Origin of the sequence: Thalassospira povalilytica (assembly GCF_002844235.1) — a bacterium.
Lineage (GTDB): Bacteria > Pseudomonadota > Alphaproteobacteria > Rhodospirillales > Thalassospiraceae > Thalassospira > Thalassospira povalilytica.
Window position 1 is genome coordinate 354798 of record NZ_PGTS01000004.1, and the last position, 17478, is coordinate 372275.

Annotated in this window: 14 protein-coding genes; 4 read left to right on the forward strand and 10 right to left on the reverse strand. The window is 55.2% G+C overall.

Translation table 11 applies throughout. The annotated features are described in order from the left end of the window. The first annotated feature begins 12 nt into the window (after positions 1 to 12). Positions 13 to 1020, forward strand: coding sequence for an ABC transporter ATP-binding protein (locus CU041_RS13070; protein WP_068519863.1), 1008 nt, complete (start codon positions 13 to 15; stop codon positions 1018 to 1020). A gap of 80 nt (positions 1021 to 1100) precedes the next feature. Further along, on the forward strand, positions 1101 to 1871 hold the full coding sequence (locus CU041_RS13075; protein ID WP_068519864.1) for an SDR family NAD(P)-dependent oxidoreductase: 771 nt from the start codon (positions 1101 to 1103) through the stop codon (positions 1869 to 1871). A gap of 120 nt (positions 1872 to 1991) precedes the next feature. Here CU041_RS13075 and CU041_RS13080 read toward each other — a convergent pair whose 3' ends face one another. Next, on the reverse strand, positions 1992 to 3212 hold the full coding sequence (locus tag CU041_RS13080; protein ID WP_233433100.1) for a winged helix-turn-helix domain-containing protein: 1221 nt from the start codon (positions 3210 to 3212) through the stop codon (positions 1992 to 1994). Between the two features lie 231 nt (positions 3213 to 3443). Here CU041_RS13080 and CU041_RS13085 point away from each other — a divergent pair, with 231 nt between their 5' ends. Continuing rightward, a complete protein-coding gene (locus CU041_RS13085) occupies positions 3444 to 5462 on the forward strand; it encodes an SLC13 family permease (protein WP_101247256.1) in 2019 nt (672 codons plus the stop codon). Between the two features lie 11 nt (positions 5463 to 5473). On the opposite strand, the gene CU041_RS13090 is transcribed toward CU041_RS13085, so the two are convergent. From CU041_RS13090 to CU041_RS13105, 4 genes are all read right to left on the reverse strand, one after another. Beyond that, complete coding sequence (locus tag CU041_RS13090; RefSeq protein ID WP_101247257.1) at positions 5474 to 6661, reverse strand: hypothetical protein; 1188 nt, start codon at positions 6659 to 6661, stop codon at positions 5474 to 5476. Between the two features lie 194 nt (positions 6662 to 6855). Further along, positions 6856 to 7755, reverse strand: coding sequence for a bifunctional methylenetetrahydrofolate dehydrogenase/methenyltetrahydrofolate cyclohydrolase FolD (gene folD / locus CU041_RS13095; protein WP_101247258.1), 900 nt, complete (start codon positions 7753 to 7755; stop codon positions 6856 to 6858). Further along, a complete protein-coding gene (locus tag CU041_RS13100; protein ID WP_101247259.1) occupies positions 7748 to 8083 on the reverse strand; it encodes a DUF167 family protein in 336 nt (111 codons plus the stop codon). The genes folD and CU041_RS13100 overlap by 8 nt, the downstream gene beginning before the upstream one ends. A gap of 16 nt (positions 8084 to 8099) precedes the next feature. Continuing rightward, a complete protein-coding gene (locus tag CU041_RS13105; RefSeq protein ID WP_068519870.1) occupies positions 8100 to 8396 on the reverse strand; it encodes a YggT family protein in 297 nt (98 codons plus the stop codon). 500 nt (positions 8397 to 8896) lie between these two features. On the opposite strand from CU041_RS13105, the gene CU041_RS13110 reads away from it, so the two are divergent. Beyond that, complete coding sequence (locus CU041_RS13110) at positions 8897 to 9484, forward strand: DNA-3-methyladenine glycosylase I (RefSeq protein ID WP_101247354.1); 588 nt, start codon at positions 8897 to 8899, stop codon at positions 9482 to 9484. 86 nt (positions 9485 to 9570) lie between these two features. Here the strand turns inward: CU041_RS13110 and CU041_RS13115 are convergent, their stop codons facing one another. The 5 genes from CU041_RS13115 to CU041_RS13135 form a co-directional block, all read right to left on the reverse strand. Beyond that, positions 9571 to 10617: a LacI family DNA-binding transcriptional regulator gene (locus tag CU041_RS13115; RefSeq protein WP_101247260.1), complete on the reverse strand. Its 1047-nt coding sequence runs from the start codon at positions 10615 to 10617 to the stop codon at positions 9571 to 9573. A 109-nt stretch (positions 10618 to 10726) separates the two neighbouring features. Continuing rightward, positions 10727 to 11338, reverse strand: a complete 612-nt coding sequence (locus CU041_RS13120) for an alpha-ketoglutarate-dependent dioxygenase AlkB family protein (protein ID WP_101247261.1) — start codon at positions 11336 to 11338, stop codon at positions 10727 to 10729. A 153-nt stretch (positions 11339 to 11491) separates the two neighbouring features. Beyond that, entirely contained in the window at positions 11492 to 12943 is a 1452-nt protein-coding gene (locus CU041_RS13125) for an efflux transporter outer membrane subunit (protein WP_101247355.1), read from the reverse strand. A 1-nt stretch (position 12944) separates the two neighbouring features. After that, positions 12945 to 16139 carry an efflux RND transporter permease subunit gene (locus CU041_RS13130; RefSeq protein WP_101247262.1) on the reverse strand — a complete coding sequence of 1065 codons (3195 nt, stop codon included), beginning with the start codon at positions 16137 to 16139 and terminating at the stop codon, positions 12945 to 12947. Positions 16140 to 16141: 2 nt separating this feature from the next. Next, positions 16142 to 17299 (reverse strand): efflux RND transporter periplasmic adaptor subunit, encoded by a 1158-nt coding sequence (locus CU041_RS13135; RefSeq protein ID WP_068519876.1) that lies wholly within the window; start codon positions 17297 to 17299, stop codon positions 16142 to 16144. Positions 17300 to 17478 lie beyond the last annotated feature (179 nt).

Genomic DNA, 17478 nt, shown 5'->3' on the forward strand with positions numbered 1-17478 from the left:
AGGAACACCAAAATGGGTGCTATCCGACTGGAAAAAGTCAAGAAAAGCTTCGGAACGCTGGATGTTATTCCCGGTGTCGATCTTGATATCAATGATGGTGAATTCGTTGTCTTTGTCGGTCCGTCGGGCTGCGGGAAATCAACCCTGCTGCGTCTGATTGCCGGTCTCGAAGATGTCACCGATGGCAAAATCCTGATTGACGGCACCGACGTTGCCAACGAAGCCCCGGCCAAACGCGGCCTGTCGATGGTCTTTCAGTCCTATGCGCTGTATCCGCATATGACGGTCTATAACAACATTGCCTTTGGCCTGAAAATGGCGGGCGAAAGCAAGGATGTTATTGATCAGAAAGTCCAGTCCGCGGCCAAAATCCTCAACCTGACCGATTACCTTGACCGTCGCCCCGGCGCGCTTTCGGGCGGGCAGCGTCAGCGTGTTGCCATCGGACGTGCGATCGTGCGCAACCCGGCGGCCTTCCTGTTTGACGAACCGCTTTCAAACCTTGATGCGGCCCTTCGCGTCAATATGCGTCTTGAAATCACCGGTCTTCATCAGGAACTCAAAACCACGATGATCTATGTGACCCATGATCAGGTCGAAGCCATGACCATGGCCGACAAAATCGTGGTTCTTCAGGCCGGCCGTGTCGAACAGGTCGGCAAGCCGATGGAACTTTATAACAGCCCGGCCAACAAATTTGTCGCCGGTTTCATCGGCTCACCGAAAATGAACTTCCTGGGCGGGGAGCTTGCAGCAAAACATAACTGCCATGAAATTGGCATCCGTCCCGAACATCTGACGGTCAGCACTGATCGCGGCGATATCGCCGCAACAGTCAAGATCGCCGAACATCTGGGGGCCGAGACATATCTCCATGTCGAAGCCGACGGCCTTGGCCCGATGACGGTCCGCGCCACCGGCGAAATGCCCCTTGGTGAACATGACAAAATCTTCCTGACACCTGAACAGGATCGCATCCACCGCTTTGACGCCCATGGTCTTGCGCTTGGACCTTCCTGATACGTGCACAATCCGGGCCGCAATGCCCCACACCAGCATTGCGGTCCCGCCTTACCAATCAAGCTAACTGTGAGTCCAAAATGTATCTTAAAAAGTTCGATCTTTCCGGGCGTCGTGCCTATGTCACCGGTGGCGGTCGCGCCATTGGTCTGTCCTGCTGCGAAGCACTGGCCGAAGCCGGTGCCCATGTTGTCATCGGCGATATCAGCGAAGCTGTCGCAGAAGAAGGCCGTGATTACCTGAAATCCAAAGGTTACACCGCCGATATCGACATCATGGATGTCACCAACACCGATCAGGTCCGCGCCAGCGCGGAAAAAATGGCCAAGCAGGGCGGGATCGATATTCTGGTCAACAATGCCGGGATTGCCCGGTCGGAAACCCCGGCCGAAACCGTCACTGACGAACATTGGCTGAATGTCATTGACGTCAATCTGAATGGCACTTTCTGGTGCTGCCGCGAATTTGGCAAACAGATGCTGGCCAAAAAGAACGGTGTGATCGTCAATGTCGGTTCCATGTCGGGCTTTATCGTCAACAAGCCCCAGGAACAGGCCTATTACAACGCATCCAAAGCAGCGGTTCATCACCTGACCAAGTCGCTGGCGGCGGAATGGGGCGGTCGTGGTGTGCGCGTCAATGCGGTCGCACCGACCTATATTGCGACCCCGCTGAATGAATTCGTCAAATCCAAGCCGGAAATGTATGACGCCTGGATCAATGGCACCCCGATGGCCCGCCTTGGCCTGACCGAGGAAATCGGATCGGTTGTGCTGTTCCTGGCATCTGACGCGTCCAGCCTGATGACCGGATCCATTGTTCTGGCTGATGGGGGTTACACCTGCTGGTAAGGCCAGGTGCAACTAATGGCTACAATGTCCTGAAGCTATTTGTAGCCAGGTCGGAACAATGGTGAAACGGGGCGCAGATGTGGGACCTGCGCCCCGTTTACCTGTTTATCCCCTGACCTTTCATAAGGTCGGAACACTGCCCAAATAGCGTGAAAACGCATTGTCGCCCGCGATCTCGACCCCGTTTTCAAGACCAAGGAAGCTGGCCAGACGGCGCAATTCCGTCATCAATGGCCCGGCCACATCCCCCTGATTGCACCCGTCTTCCAGATGCGCACTTTGCACCAGAAGAACGCCCTTTTTGCGCTCTGACTTCAAATCGACACGCGCAACAAATTCGCCATTCAACATGAATGGCAGGACGTAATAGCCGTATTGGCGCTTTTCGGCCGGCACATAAATCTCGATCCGGTAGTTGAAGTCGAATATGCGTTCCACCCGGTCGCGTTCCCACATCACCGGATCAAACGGCACCATCAAACAGGTCGGCTTGGCGCGTGCACGCGGATTGACATGCGGGCACAAATACCCCGCCTGTTTCCATCCTTCGACATCAGCACACAGCAACCGCCCCTCTTCGACCAGCTTGATCAGGCACTCTTTCACATCGGCCGTCGGCAGGCGGAAATATTTGCGTAAATCGGCCTCGGTCGCGATGCCCATCGCCGCAATCCCCTTGCAGATCAGGTCTGATTGCGCCTCGATCCTGATCGGTGCCGGGTCATGGGCCGCATCCCCGATGATCCGGTGCGGCAAATCATAAATCCGCTCGAAACTTGACCTTCGTTTTTGCGCCATGACCTGCCCGCTCCAGAACAGATATTCCATCGCGGTCTTGGTTTCCGACCACCCCCACCATTGGGAACTGCTGGCCCCTTTTGCCTCAAGGTCGCTGGAACCGACCGGGCCGTTGCGCTCGATATGATCAAGAATACCCTGGATCAGTTCGGGCTTTTCACGCTGGATACGGGCAATACGCCCCCAGGTACCCAAACCCTGTTTTGCATCCTCCATCCGCCAGCGATACAGCGGATAATCCTCGACCGGGATCATCGATGCTTCGTGGCCCCAATATTCGAACAGTTTCCTTTCGCGCGACTTACCCCAGACAATGTCATCAAGCATCGCCGGGTCATACGCACCCAACCGGCTAAAGACCGGCATGTAATGGGCGCGGGTCAAAACATTGACACTATCGACCTGCAGCATATTGGTTTTGCGGATGGCCTTCATGATCCGGCGTTTGGTCACCGGCCGGTTGTCATCCTGTTCGAACCCCTGCCCGCACAGTGCAAGATTACGGGCCTGTTTGACCGAAATGGCAACGCTGGCAGTGGGCATTGGGGCAGTGTCAACTGGCATGATACAACATTCAAATTGGCAAATAAAAACAGGATGATGCTACGGTCATGTGCATGGGTCTGAACCCTAACATATTCTCCTGACAAATATGGCAGTAGCAACCAAAACGTAAATTATCCTGCCCCCTTTCGACATCACTTGACCACCCGAACCACCGCACCCTAGCATTCAACATCCCCATACCGGGCACAACAAGATCGGACGGCATAAATGGATAGCGCACAAATCATGATCCTGACTGTCCTTGTCGGCACAGTTGCCCTGTTTTTATGGGGGCGCTGGCGCCATGACATGGTGGCCATGGCATCGCTTTTGATGTGTGTGGTGCTTGGGCTTGTCCCGACTGGCGAGGCCTTTAACGGTTTTGGCCATCCGGCGGTGATTACCGTGGCCTGTATCCTGATCCTGTCATCCGCCCTTCAGCAATCCGGCGCGGTTGATGCCCTGACCCGGACGGTATTGCCGCAATCGGCCGGGCCGTTTGTGACGCTTGCCGCACTCAGTCTTCTGGCCGCCATTCTGTCGGCCTTTATGAACAATGTCGGGGCGCTTGCGCTTTTGATGCCGGTTGCCCTTCAGATTGCCAACAAACAGGGCGTACCACCGGGCAAGATTTTGATGCCGCTTGCTTTCGGCTCGATCTTGGGTGGCATGACCACCCTGATCGGGACGCCGCCAAACCTGATTGTTTCGGGCTTCCGTGCCGGTTTGAATGGCAGCGGGTTTTCAATGTTTGATTACAGCCCGGTCGGCATTGCCATCGCCTTGGCCGGTTTGGCCTTTGTCATTCTTGTCGGGCGTTTCCTTGTTCCGACGCGCGAACGTGCCGGTGCCGAAGGATTTGAAACCGGCTCCTACCTGACCGAGGCGCGCATCACCGAAGGCAGCAAAGCCGCCGGCATGTTGCTCCGTGACATCAATGACGAGCTGGAAAAATCCGACGCCCAGGTCATCGGTCTGATCCGCAATGAAAAACGCATTCCGGCCCCGAACCCGTATCGGGAACTTCATGACAATGACATCCTTCTGATCGAAGCAGAGCCCGAAGGCTTGGCAAGCGCCCTTTCCGGTCTTGAGCTCACCCTCGAAGCCGAATGGCGCAGCATTCAAGCCGAAGCCAAGGCCAAAGCTGCCGAGAAAGAGAAGGAAAAAGACAAGGACAAGGACAAGGACAAGGACAAGGACAAGGATAAAGACGACGCCGGCACAGATGCCAAGGAAGCGGCGACTGAAAAGGTCAAGGAAACGACCAAGGCACAAAACGCCAAGAAACCTGACGAAAAGGTAATCTCGACCGGCGCAAAACCCGGCGATGAAAAATCACCCGACGCCGAACAAACGGCCGAGCTTCATAAAAAGGCCCTGCAATCGGATGACATTTCCCTGATCGAAGTCGTGATCCTGCCAAATGCCGCCTTTATCGGGCGGTCGGCGGCCGATATTCGCATCCGCAGCCATTATGGCATCAACCTGCTGGCAATTTCACGCCAGGGGCAACGCTCCATGTCGCGCCTGCGCACCATGAAAATGCAGGCCGGCGACGTTCTGTTGATGCAAGGATCGCCCGCCGCCATCAGCGAATTTGGCAATCGCATGGGCTGTGCGCCCCTGGCCGAACGTGCGCTTCATCTTGGCGACAAGTCACAGGCCTTCAAGGCCAGCGCGATCATGGCCATTGCCATCGCCCTTGCGGCCTTTGGCATCGTGCCGGCTGCCATTTCCTTTGCGCTTGGTGTGTTGGCAAGCCTGCTGTTTGGCGTTGTTGCCCCGCGCACCCTGTATGACGCGGTCGACTGGCCGGTCGTGGTCCTGCTGGCGGCCCTGATCCCGGTTGCCACCGCGATGGAAACCACCGGCAGTGCCGATCTGATTGCACGCTTCCTGCTTGAAACCATCGCCCAGGGCAATGCCGTGGTCGCCGTCGGGCTGATCCTGATCGTGACCATGACCCTATCGGATTTCATGAACAACGCCGCCACCGCGGCCGTCATGTGCCCGATCGCCATTGGCAGTGCCGCCCAGCTCGGTGCAAGTTCCGACCCGTTCCTGATGGCGGTTGCGATTGGCGCATCCTGCGCCTTCCTGACCCCGATCGGCCACCAGAACAACACCCTCATCCTCGGCCCCGGCGGCTTCCGTTTCGGCGACTACTGGAAACTCGGCCTACCGATTGAAATCATCGTGGTGGCCGTTGGCGTGCCGATGTTGTTGTGGGTTTGGCCGCTTTAACCTGACCATTCTTACACTGCAAGATATGGATATGCGCGCTTCAGTGCAGCTCGATGTTCTGAGGACATACCTTTTTCAATCTCGTCGAGCCATTCATGGAACTTATCAATACTATCAATAGTGAAAATTCGCACCCCATAGTTCTTTTGCAGGTCTAGTTCCGGTGCTTCGAGTAATTCGGCCATGGCTCTATCTGCAAAAAAGGCATCACAGTATGGGGCGTATTTTGAAACATGACGGACGTCGTAAAAGAAGCCTGACAAGCGCGTTATAGCCTTCTTTCGGTTTGTATAAGCGCCCATCTTCACCATCTTTCTCAATAACCCAAAAATTTTTGCTGAGATCACCTCATTCGGGATCGAGCGAAAATGTTCAGACGAGAAAAACCTTAAAATGGTTTGAAGCCTCTGATCGGTAGGGACTTCAGCAGGAACGCTCTGGAGCAAACTCTGAACGACGATAGACGCGACAGGAGCGTTCAGAAGCGCTGTAAAATCTCCTTGGCTCATTCGGCTTGCGTATGAAAAATATGCTTCCAGATAGCCTTTTGCCGCATCAGCAAGCTCGATGGCTACAGCCTCTTCAAAAGTACTTTGACTTTCCCTCCAGAGATCAAACAGGTCTACTAATGATGAAACAGACTCCGACTTTAGGCTTCTCGCCTTTTCTCTATCAGTTCTAAATCTATCGATATTGATGCGAAAATATCCTTCCCATTCATGGATATCTTCATTGAAAACATCACTTTCCTCTAAGAGATAGCCAGAATCACTATCTTCAAGCCAAGAGCTAAAAGCTTTTAGGATCTGAGTATTTTCCAATTCATATTCTGCTACAAACTCATGGCCCCTAGAGGTATTTTTTATGAAGTCTAGAAGTTCGTCTCGCCATTCCCACAGATCCGTCTCGTCTTCATGGAGCGTGGAGTATGGGGTCACTATCAACTGATACTGAGCTAACTTCGTCAGTTTATCTGCAGCGATTAAAAAGCGTTCATCATTTCCCCTAAAAACATGACTGAGGAAGAATTGGTCGAGATAAACAATTTTCTTTCGTAAGAGAGGAAGGCGCTCTCGCTCTTTATATCGGCATGTTGCACAACCTTTCAGAATGTAAGGATGACGTATATCGATTATCCCGAATTTCTGCTCAGCACCGCAGCTTGGGCAATCACTTTCGAAGAAGGAAACGAGAGCCATTTAATTTGTCCGCTGTAGCAAGAATTAAATGTGCCCAATGACCTTATGCACTGGGCAAAAATCTACCGAAGATTGTATTTTATCTGGCATCCCCAATCAAACACACACACTTCTGCTAAAGACCTGTTTTGCCTCCTTGCAAACAAAAAGGGCAGCCAATGGCTGCCCTTCGCATTTCGAGATGGTCGTGTGGCTTAGCTGTCAAAACCAAGGTTCGGCACTTCAAGGCCGTTGGCACGGCAGGCCGAGATCAGGGTGTTGTTGAGCAAACACGCAATGGTCATCGGGCCGACACCGCCCGGAACCGGGGTGATGGCACCGGCGACTTTGGATGCGGTTTCAAACTCGACATCGCCAACCAGCTTCATTTTGCCCTCGGCCCCTTCAACCCGGTTGATGCCGACATCAATCACCGTGGCACCCGGGGCGATCCAGTCGCCCTTGACCATGTTCGGGCGGCCTACCGCGGCAACGACGATATCGGCGCGGCGGACTTCTTCGGGCAAATCGCGGGTGCGCGAATGTGCAATGGTCACCGTGCAGCTTTCTTTCAGCAGAAGCTGCGCCATCGGCTTGCCAACGATGTTGGAACGACCAACCACAACCGCCCGTTTGCCCGTCAGATCGCCAAGGGTATCTTTGAGCAGCATCAGGCAGCCATAAGGGGTGCAGGGGGCAAAGCCCTCGCCGCCAGTGGCCAGTGCGCCGGCATTGACGACATGGAATCCATCCACATCCTTGGCCGGGTCGATGGCCGCCAGGATCGCCTGTTCGTCGATATGTTTGGGAACTGGCAACTGGCACAGGATGCCATGAACGTTTTCATCGGCATTGAGCTTGGCGATCAGGGCCAGAAGGTCTTCCTGGCTGGTGTCGGCCGACAGTTTGTGTTCATAGGAATTCATGCCGCATTCAAGGGTCTGTTTGCCCTTGTTGCGGACATAGACCTGACTGGCCGGGTCTTCGCCGACCAGAATGACGGCAAGACCGGGGGTCACACCGTGGTCCGCTTTCAGCTTGGAGACTTCTGCTGCGATGTCTTCGCGCAGTTTGGCTGCGAATGCCTTGCCATCGATGATTTTTGCGTCACTCATGTGTCTGTCCGCCCGTCAGTTCGGTAATTTGCGCCATCAGCTCTGTGGGAGTGCCGGAAATCACCAGCACCTTGTTGCGGTCTGTATGCCCGCTAACGATCCCGACCGAGGATTTAGGCCATTTGGCCGCTTTTGCCAAAAGTTTTATCAGGGCCTGATTGGCTTTGCCGTTTTCCGGCACTGCTGTCACCGATGCCCTAAGCTGCAAACGCCCGCTGGCATCTTCAATCAGACCGTTGATCGCATTACGCGAAGCCTTTGGCGTCAAGCGCACAAACAGACGGATCCCGGTTTGATCAGAGAGTATCTCGCAAACGGGATCAGTCATTGTCTGATTGAGACATCTAGTAACCTAAAAGAGCCATCCGGACATCGGTCTGGATCAGCATATTGGCAAATTGCAGTACCAGAATCAGAATGATCGGCGAAATGTCGATGCCGCCAAGGTCCGGCATGATCCGCCGGATCGGGCGCAGGGCCGGTTCGGTCACACGATACAGGAAATCACCGACCATATAGACGAATCGGTTGCTGGTATTGATCACGTTGAATGCCACAAGCCATGACAGGATTGCAGATGCAATCAGCATGAAAATGTAGATCCCAACCACAGTATCAATCAGCCAAAAAATCGCCAGCATCGCCGCTCCTTACGATCGCCGGGCATATTCGGTTTTTGCCCGGTAAGATGTTTGCACGCAGCAAAACCTAGTCGGCAATGCCCCGCAACGCAAGCGCAGAGCGTTGATTTTACCCCGTCAAAGCGCAAGTTTTCATCGCTTTGTGATCCCCGTCACCCGACAGGTGGCTTCTGCGCCGCTTTGCGTGCCGCAGTTGATTGTTTTGCATAGGATAATCTTCCACCGGATCGCGTTGCGCCCGATTGTGTTGCATCGGATTGTGTTACCCCGGATTGTGTTGCGCCCGGTTGTGCTGCATCGAAATAAGTAGCACCGGATCAGGTTGGGATGCTGAAGCCTGAAACGCCGAAACCGCACACGCCGGAGCCTCGCATTCCGGGGCCCGGTATTGCGATGCCCCTGCCAGAAACTGTCAGGAGATGTCAGGGCACAGCCGATCTGTGCTTGCAGCAGGGCGGCCTTGGGCCAAGAATACGCCAAACCATCAAAGGATGAAACACATGCCAGATCAGGTTCACCGGCGTTGCGGCTGGGCGGAAACCCATCACGACAAACCGTTTTATGTCGATTATCACGACACCGAATGGGGTGTTCCGGTCCATGATGACCGGCTTTTCTTTGAAATGCTGATCCTTGAGGGCGCCCAGGCCGGGTTGAGCTGGCTTACGATTCTGGCACGGCGCGATACCTATCGCGCGGCATTTGATGATTTCGATGTGCATAAGGTCGCGGCCTATGACGCGGCCAAGCAGGAAACCCTTCTGGCCGATCCAGGGATTATTAGGAATAAGCTAAAAGTCGCGGCGACTATTAAAAATGCCCAAACATTCATTGCCATTCAGAAAGAGTTCGGAAGCTTTGATGCCTATATCTGGAAATTCGTCGAAGGCCGCCCGGTGATCAATCACTGGAACACCATGTCCGAAGTTCCGGTATCAACCGAACTTTCCGACCGAATTTCCAAGGATCTGAAAAAACGCGGCATGAAATTTGTCGGCACCACCATCATCTATTCATTCCTGCAGGCCACCGGCCTTGTGATGGATCACACTAGGGAATGTTACCGCTACCATCAGTTGGCAAAATAGCCATCTGTTCGGAAACGCCAAGGCCCCAAACATACTGTCGACATATCCGTTCGCCAGATATTAGCGCACCTTAACCCAACACAGGGTCAGAGCGGTTTGCTTGATCCGCGGAGCAGTAATGTGGTTTTAAGGGTGATGGTTTTGCCCGGGGCTTCTGACAGGGCCATTTCGGCGGCAAGGCGGCCTTTTTCAACGGAATCCTGATACATGGTGGTCAGGGGCGGGTCGGTGCGTTCGCCAGCGGCAATACCGTCAATGCCGATCACCTTGAGATCGTCCGGCACCTTGCGCCCCGATATGCGGGCGGCATCAATCGCGCCAATGGCAATCACATCAGACATGCCCAGAATGCCATCGATTTCGGGATGGGACGCCAGCAATTCGGCGGTCATTTTCGCACTGTGATCGGACTGATTGTCGCATTCGACATGCAGCACATCGGACGGCGCAATGCCCGCACCGGCCAGTGCGGCGTGATACCCGGCAAGACGTTCGCGCACCACCCGGTGACTGGCAGCACCGACACGGTTGGCATTCATCGGACCGAAATGATCATGGTCGGTTGCCTGAAGCGACAGAATGGCAAAGCGTTTTGCCCCGCAATCAAGCAAATGCTGCGCAGCATTTTTCCCGGCAGCAAAATCATCCAGTGCGACAGTGCCAGCGGCACCGGCAATATCGGTATCAATGCTGATCAGCGGCTGGTTGCGGCGCTGAATGGCGGCGATGATGTCGTTATTGTCGGAATAGCAATGGACCAGAAAGGCATCGACCGCCGCATTATTGACCGCGGCAATTGCCTGTTGCTGGTTCTGGGCCGAAATGATCATGACATTGACGCCCTGCTGGGCACATTCGCGCCCGATCCCGCGCAGCAATTCAATCGCCACCGGATCGGTAAAGGCATATTCGAGATTATCGGGAAATACCACGCCAAGTGCGCCGGCCTTGCCGGTGCGCAACATGCGCGCCATGACATGCGGCCCGCGATAGCCAAGTTCCTTGGCCGCGGCAAAAATCCGTTCGCGGACTTCGGGGCGGACCAGATCGGGTTTGCCAAACGCGTTGGACGCCGTTCCTTGCGAAACCCCGGCCGCCTTTGCGACATCCAGAAGTTTTACGCGTTTCGCCATGCGCCTGTTTCCCCGAACCCGTGTGTTTCACACTGATATTGATCTGATTTGCCTACACTATAGCCAAAAGCAGCGCATTACTTCCAGAACACATTATCCGGGTCTTGGACTATCTGGCTTCAGGTTGGGTATTGCGAAATGTCAGATTGATGCGCCCATTGACCTGACGGGCGGTTTTGGGAATTTGATGCAGCCAGCAATGCTGGGTTTCACCCGCCATGATCAGGGCCGAGTTATGGGGCAAATCGATGCTGATCCGGTCCCCGGTCTTTTTGTGACGAAAATGAAAGCGGCGTTCTTCGCCAAAGGACAGGCTGGCGATTACCGGATTTTCGCCCAGAACATCTTCATCATCGGCATGCCATGACACACTGTCACGCCCGTCACGATAATAGTTCAAAAGCACCGTATTGAATGGCGCACCAGACAGGTCTTCGGCCAGTTTGCGCAACGGCGCGACAACCGATGGAAACGGTGCCGCCGGGTGATAGACCCCGCTATAGCGATAGGCGACCTCGCCAAACCATGCCGTCAGACGCGGCACCGGGATTTCCTTGCCATGGATTTTGGCGATTTCCTGTTGCCAGACAATCCCGGTTTTAAGGCGGGCAAAGGCGCGGTCGGCATCATCGGGGGTCATGATTTCACGCAGCAGCAATACTTCGCCGTCAAAGGGCAGAAGATTACGTGGTGGTTCATTGGCAAACAGATCGCCGGTCATGATTATCCCCGGAAGTCACACTGCCAAAGACCTATGCCGAACGATTGAGAAACTCAAGCCACAGTTCGCTGATATATCTGTTTTCACAGGAAGTTGAGGCGCACAATCCCGCAATCCGCGCCGGTTTCCGTGCCCTTGCCGATATTGCCGGTGTCAGCCGTTGATCAGGGTCACGCCATGTTGCGCAGCATAACGTTCGACATCCTCAACACTTAAACCCGCCGCACTGTAAAGATTTATGGTTTCAAGTTCGAGATCGGTTTCGGCATCGGCCAGCGATTGCAGCGCAGATGTCAGGCTGCGCTGGGAATCAAGGACATCCAGAAAATCAGACAGCCCCTGAACATAGCGGACCCGCGATTGTTCAAAGGCATCGCGGTGATGCTGAACAGATGCAATCAGGGAATCACGTTGCTGCATGGCACCGACATAGCCATAGATCGCACTTTCAACATCATCAATCGCATTCAAAAGCGTCTGCCGATAGGTCAGAAACGCCTGCTCGGCTTCTTCTTCGGCGACCGTGATATTGGCACGGCGTTCGCCGCCATCATAAAGGGTCGCGTCAAGAAGTGCGCCAATCGCCGCCATGACCGTTCGGACAATCGGCCCGGTGCCATACCCCGTTACCCCGAGTGCGAGCGAGCCACTTAGCGTCAATTCAGGATAAAGGGTGGCGGTTTCAACACCGATCTGCGAGGTCGCACCGATCAAAGCCAGTTCGGCAGCACGAACATCGGGTCGGCGGCGCAACAGATCGGCCGGAATGCCGATTGGCGGGCTGCTTTGAAATTCGGGCAATGGCGATGCATCAAGAAGCAAATCGCGATGGGTGCCCGGCTGGGCGCCAACCAGAATTGAAATGGCATTGATCGACCGGTCAATGCTGATCTGCAAGGTCGGTACGGTTGCTTCGAGGTCGGAAACTTCGGCACGCGCACGCGACAGATCAAGCTCGGAGCCAAGACCGGTTTGCAGACGGACCTGAACAATGTTGCTGGTCTGGCGTTGCAGATCGAGCGAATCCTGCAAAAGCGCCAGACGTTTCTGGGCGCCGCGCAATTCGATATAGTTGGTGATGATATCGGCGATCATGGTGCGATAGACATCTTCGCGCAGATAAACCTGACGGAGATAGTCGGCCTCGGCGACCTGTTCTTCGCGGGCCTGACCACCCCAGATATCCGCCGTCCAGGAAAAATCAATCCCCGCGCCATAGCCCAGTTCATCGACATGATCGCCACTGGCCCGGCTTGATGTTGACCGTTCGGCCGAACCGTCAAGGGACGCGCCAACAGTCGGACCATTGGCCGCGCCGACCCCGCGTGCTGCCGCCGCGGCAGCACGGATACGGCTAATCGCGATTTTAAGGTCGATATTGTTGGCCACACCTTCGTCAATCAGGCTTTGCAGCACCGGATCGGTGGTGCTTTCCCACCAGCGGCCATGATCGGCCTGCGAGGCGGCAATCACCGGAACTTCCGGCGTATAGGCCCCGACCAGATCAAAGTTCGGTGCGGTATAATCCGGCCCGACGGACTGGCACCCGGCAAGTGCGGTCAGAAGTGCGATGCCCGAAACAGCAAACAGACGATTTTTGGTCATGTTATTTTGCACTTCCTTCAATGCCGCCGCGTCCATCCGGACCATGCGGGAATTCGTCGGGAATTTCACCCGTATCAGGAATGGATTCCGCAGCCCGCAACTGTGTTTGCAGTTTAAGCCCCCCATCGGCACGTGCGGAAACAAACGGTGCCAGCAACAGATACAGAACAGGTGTCAGGAACAAGGTAAAGACGGTGGCAAAGCCAAGCCCGCCAAACACCACCCAACCGATTGCCGCACGGGCTTCTGCCCCGGCACCGGACCCCAGAACCAGCGGCAGCCCGCCCAGAACCGTTGAGATCATCGTCATCATGATCGGGCGCAGACGCACCATTGCCGCGTCATGGACTGCCTCGCGAACGGAGCGTCCGGAATCACGCAGCTGATCTGCAAATTCAACCACCAGAATGCCGTTCTTGGCCATCAGCCCGACCAGCATCACAAGCCCGATCTGGCTATAGATATTGATCGAAGTGCCACTGAGACTGAGTGCAAAGATCGCCGCAGCCAGCCCGAATGGCACGGTCAGAACAACCACAAGTGCGGACATGAAACTTTCGAACTGGGCAGCCAGAACCAGAAGCACCACCAGAACCGCAATCAGGAAGGTGATCTGGACGTCACTTGATGTTTCACCAAGGGCCGCGGCATCCCCGAGGAACAGAACACCAATCCCGGGCGGCAGCACCTTGTCAGCAGCCGCATTGACGTCATTGACCGCCTGATCAAGGGTGTAGCCCGGTGCCAGGTTGGCCGACACACCAACCGCGCGTTGCTGACCTTCGCGTTCAAGTTCGGATGCAACGGCTTCCTCACTAAGCGTGATGACAGACGATAGCGGCAGGATGCGACCATTGGTGCCGGTGACAAACAGATTTTCCAGATCAGACGGATCATTGATGCTGCCCACAGCACTGCGCAATTTGACCGGGATGCTTTGGTCATCAACATTGATGTCGGTGACTTCGTATCCTTCGATCATCGCGCGCAATGTCGTATCAAGTTCATCGATTTCGATGCCCAGATCAAAGGCGCGTTTGCGATCAATATTGACCAGAAGCTGTGGCTGGGTGGTCTGATAGGATACCCGGATACCGGTCAGATTGGGATTGTTTGCTTCGATCTCGGCCTGAAGGGCACGGGCATTGGCAGCAAGATTGCGATAGTTCGTCCCGGTCAGGGCAAACTGCAATCCTTCGCCGGTGCCACCGCGCAGGCCAAGACTGTTGGGTTGCCAAACAAATGCCTGCACACCGGGCAGCGCATTAAGCTTGCCCCGGATGCTGTTGGTGATGTCCTGCTGGCTTCTAGCGCGTTCATCCCATGGGACCAGCGGCGCAATCACCAGCGCACGGTTGGGGTCCCAAAGACCGACAATCGTGTAGATATTCTGGGCTTCGCCCGCATCGACGATCGGGCGAAGAATATTTTCGACCGCTTCGACCTGACGATCCATGTAATCAATGCCGACACCATCAGGCCCGCGCAGCGATACCAGGATACGACCGCGATCCTCGTTGGGCAGCAATTCCTTGGTCACGACGTTATAGGCACCAAAGGCCATCCCGCCGGCAATGATACAAATGATCAGGGTGATCACCGGATTGCGCAGCACCCATTCAAGGATCACGCGATAAATCCCGGCAAAGAATATCCCGACCCGTTCAAGCAGGTTGGGTTCGGCCTTTGTATCACCGTCATGCGGATCGATATGTTTCAGGCGCGATGCCAGCATCGGACACAAGGTCAGCGCGACAAAGGAAGATACGGCGACCGAAAAGGCCAGAACGAAACCGAATTCCCGGAACAGACGGCCTGCTGTACTGGGCAGGAACGAAATCGGCACGAAAACCGAAATCAGGGTCAGCGTGGTGGCAATGACCGCAAAGAAGACCTGACGGGTGCCAAGCACCGCAGCCGCCATGGACCCAAGTCCCTGATGACGGCGGCGCTGAATGTTTTCAAGCACGACAATCGCGTCATCGACAATCATCCCGGTTGCCAGAACAAGTGCCAGCAAGGTCAGGATGTTGATCGAAAAGCCCATCGCCCAGATCGCGGCGACCGTACCAACCAGCGCGATCGGAATGGTCACCGTCGGGATCAGTGTTGCAGAAAAAGAGCGCAGGAACAGATACAGCACACCGATCACGATAATGATGGCAAGCGCCAGACTGGTGATCACTTCCCAAAGGGCCCCTTCGATGAAGACCGCATCGTCGGAGTTCACGAAGATTTCGATATCGTCATACTGATTGTTAAGCCGTTCGACCGCATCGCGAATGCCATTGGAAATCGCAATGGTATTTGATTGCGCCTGGCGCACCACACCAAGGCCGATCACCGCACGCCCGTCGAGACGCACATAGGAAGACGCATCATCAGGGCCGTAATAGATATCGGCAACATCGCCAAGCAGAATGCTGTCACGGACCAGCATCTGATTAAGTTTGTCGACTTCCCAGACCGACGCATCGGCACGGACAAAAAGCTTCTGATCGGTCGATTCAAAACTGCCGGCCGGAATATCGAACTGGGCCGTGCGCAACACATCGGCGATGTCTTTGACCGAGAGGCCGTAACTTGCAATGCGCAGCGGATCAACACGCACATGCAGGACCTTTTCGCGGTCGCCATTGACCGTGATTTCGGCAACACCGGGCACCGCCAGCAATGCTGGGGAAATCTGGTCATCAACGATATTGGCAAGTTCTTCTTCGGTCAGGCGGTTGCTGACCACGGCCATGCGCATGATGGCACTGGCATCGGCGTCGGCCTTGACCACGCGGACTTCCTCGACCTCGTCGGGCAGGCTTCTGGTGGCGCGGCTGACGGCTTCGCGGATGTCACTTGCGGCATCATTGATTTCGACATCGGGAAAGAATTCGATGCGAACCCGTGAACTGCCTTCTTCGCTTTGGGAATTGATGTCCTTAACACCGCTAACGCGTGAGGCAGCACTTTCAAGAACCGATGTGACTTCGGCATCGACAGTTTCGGGCGATGCGCCGCTATAGGTTGCGGTAATGGTTACGGTCGGCCGGTCAACGTTGGGCAGTTCGCGGATTTCCACACCGAGCATCGCCGCCAGACCGGCAAGGATGATCAGCAGGGAAACAACACAGACCAGCACCGGACGGCGGATACTGAGCGAGGCAAGATCATTCTGATCCTGATTGCCGGAATGATCGGTCATGATCAGGATCCCTCACCGTCACCCTCGCGGGTGGCAACACCGTTACGGGTGTCATTGCGAACATCATTGCGGATACTGGCCGAAACGGTCCGACCCGGACGCAGGCGCAACACGCCTTCGACCACGATCAGATCACCATCGGCAATCGGCCCATCAAGCAGGATGCGGCCATTGGTACGTTTGACAACCCGGACCGGAATGCGGGCGACCTTGTCATCATCAATACGCCAGACATAAGTCCCGCCATCGCCCCACAACACAGAGATTTCAGGAACAGACGGATATCGTTTGCCTTCGATATCGACATAAACCGCAAAGGACATCCCGGCAAGCAGGCGGCCATTGGGATTGGGCACACGGGCCCGAACGGCGAATGTGCGGCTTTCGGGGTCGATACGGCTGCCGATGGAATCAACAACACCGGTAAAGAGTTCGCCGGGCAGGCTCCAGGTTTCGACACGGACTGACTGACCGGGCTTAACATTGTCAAACCGGGTTTCGGCGACTTCGAAATCGACCAGAATGCTTTCGATATTATCAAGGGTTACAAGAACTGTTGAGCTGTCGACACGGTCACCGGCCTCGATTTGCGGGATGCCGACAATGCCGTCAAACGGGGCCAGAATGGTGCGGTCGGCAAGATCGACCTCGGCCTGATCAAGCTGAATGCGGGCTTCGGCAAGGGCCGTCCGTGCAGAATCGACTTCGCTTGCGGCAACAGCACCCAGCGGGCGGGCCTGTTCATAGCGGGCAAGGAGCTGTTCGGCGTCCTTGACCTGAACCGCGGCAAGGTTGCGGGCAAGCCGTTCGCGTTCGGAATTGAGGATAACAAGAACCTGGCCCTTGGTGACCTTGTCACCGGCGCGGACCAAAACGTCTGATACTTCGCCCGAAACAGCCGGATAGATCGAAACCCCGAGTGCGGATTTACCGGTCCCGACCGATTCAACAACGGTCTTTTCATCCATCAAAGTGGCATATTCGGCAATGACCGGAAGACTGCGTTCACCACCGGCATCACCGCCGCGTTGCTGCGCCTGCTGGGACGGCGCGCCGGGCGACACAAGTGCCGTGATTTCGTCTTTGGCAAAAATATAGGCAGACGCCGCGACTGCAACCAGTGCGACACCTGCGATCAGAAGCGTTGATTTACGCGCCATCGCATTGATACTTCCAAGTCGGGCAGATCACATGATCTTCCCCAAGAGAGCCCTGTTCCCGTCCGGGAAAGTTTCCGTATTTCAATTCATTACCCGTGACGGGTGCTTGTTCTTTTTATGAAACACTTGTACCGGGAAAGATATTGCAACCGGTTGGGCAGAACCACAGAAAAAGTGTA

Excerpts from the sequence above, each read along its gene's own strand:
- CU041_RS13135 (WP_068519876.1), bottom strand. The coding sequence starts at position 17,299 with ATGGCGCGTAAATCAACGCTTCTGATCGCAGGTGTCGCACTGGTTGCA.
- CU041_RS13115 (WP_101247260.1), bottom strand. The coding sequence starts at position 10,617 with ATGGCGAAACGCGTAAAACTTCTGGATGTCGCAAAGGCGGCCGGGGTT.
- CU041_RS13090 (WP_101247257.1), bottom strand. The coding sequence starts at position 6,661 with ATGGCTCTCGTTTCCTTCTTCGAAAGTGATTGCCCAAGCTGCGGTGCT.
- CU041_RS13120 (WP_101247261.1), bottom strand. The coding sequence starts at position 11,338 with ATGACCGGCGATCTGTTTGCCAATGAACCACCACGTAATCTTCTGCCC.
- CU041_RS13085 (WP_101247256.1), top strand. The coding sequence starts at position 3,444 with ATGGATAGCGCACAAATCATGATCCTGACTGTCCTTGTCGGCACAGTT.
- CU041_RS13080 (WP_233433100.1), bottom strand. The coding sequence starts at position 3,212 with ATGCCCACTGCCAGCGTTGCCATTTCGGTCAAACAGGCCCGTAATCTT.
- CU041_RS13075 (WP_068519864.1), top strand. The coding sequence starts at position 1,101 with ATGTATCTTAAAAAGTTCGATCTTTCCGGGCGTCGTGCCTATGTCACC.
- CU041_RS13105 (WP_068519870.1), bottom strand. The coding sequence starts at position 8,396 with ATGCTGGCGATTTTTTGGCTGATTGATACTGTGGTTGGGATCTACATT.
- CU041_RS13100 (WP_101247259.1), bottom strand. The coding sequence starts at position 8,083 with ATGACTGATCCCGTTTGCGAGATACTCTCTGATCAAACCGGGATCCGT.
- CU041_RS13070 (WP_068519863.1), top strand. The coding sequence starts at position 13 with ATGGGTGCTATCCGACTGGAAAAAGTCAAGAAAAGCTTCGGAACGCTG.
- CU041_RS13110 (WP_101247354.1), top strand. The coding sequence starts at position 8,897 with ATGCCAGATCAGGTTCACCGGCGTTGCGGCTGGGCGGAAACCCATCAC.
- CU041_RS13130 (WP_101247262.1), bottom strand. The coding sequence starts at position 16,139 with ATGACCGATCATTCCGGCAATCAGGATCAGAATGATCTTGCCTCGCTC.
- folD (WP_101247258.1), bottom strand. The coding sequence starts at position 7,755 with ATGAGTGACGCAAAAATCATCGATGGCAAGGCATTCGCAGCCAAACTG.
- CU041_RS13125 (WP_101247355.1), bottom strand. The coding sequence starts at position 12,943 with ATGACCAAAAATCGTCTGTTTGCTGTTTCGGGCATCGCACTTCTGACC.